Raw genomic sequence first — 758 nt, 5'->3', positions numbered from 1 at the left:
TTAGCCCCTGTGACTACCACCGAATAGGTCCCGGCACTCGTCACCGTCAGCAGGTTGCTGCTTCCACTCTGGCCGGTACTGAACGAATAGTTCGTCAAGCCTGACGTGGCTGTCAGTGTTGCTGTCGGGCTGGCGCAGGTAATGGTTTGGTTAGTTGTCAGCGTAACGGTTGGTGCCGTCGTATTGCTATAAACCGTCGTTGCCGCCGAAGTCGTACAGCCGTTGCTGCCGGTAATCACCACCGAATAAGCCCCTGCCGCATTCACCGTCGCCGAGTTCCCGCTCTGGGCCACCACACCCGCCCCAACAAAGCGGTAACTCAGCCCTGAGCCCGTTGCCGAAGCCGTCAGCGTCAGCGCTGTTTGGGCACAGGTCAGCGTACCCCCTCCGCTCGCCGTCAGCATGGCACCCATCGGGGCGGTAGTATTGCTCGTCACCGTTACCTGCGCCACCGCCGTACAGCCGTTAGCGCCGGTAGCAATCACCGAATATGTCCCGGCACTCGTCACCGTCAGCAGGTTGCTGCTTCCACTCTGGCCGGTACTGAACGAATAGTTCGTCAAGCCTGACGTGGCTGTCAGTGTTGCTGTCGGGCTGGCGCAGGTAATGGTTTGGTTAGTTGTCAGCGTAACGGTTGGTGCCGTCGTATTGCTATAAACCGTCGTTGCCGCCGAAGTCGTACAGCCGTTGCTGCCGGTAATCACCACCGAATAAGCCCCTGCCGCATTCACCGTCGCCGAATTTCCGCTTTGGGCTAC

At 59.5% G+C, this 758-nt stretch carries 1 pseudogene; it reads right to left on the bottom strand.

The window, feature by feature from the left end:
* Window positions 1-758: pseudogene (locus AC23NW_RS36220) on the bottom strand (hypothetical protein); the annotation flags it as partial.

The organism is Arsenicibacter sp. R0_47 (assembly GCF_057652235.1).
The sequence above is the reverse complement of the archived record's forward strand: the minus strand, read 5'-3'. Positions and strand labels throughout refer to the sequence as shown.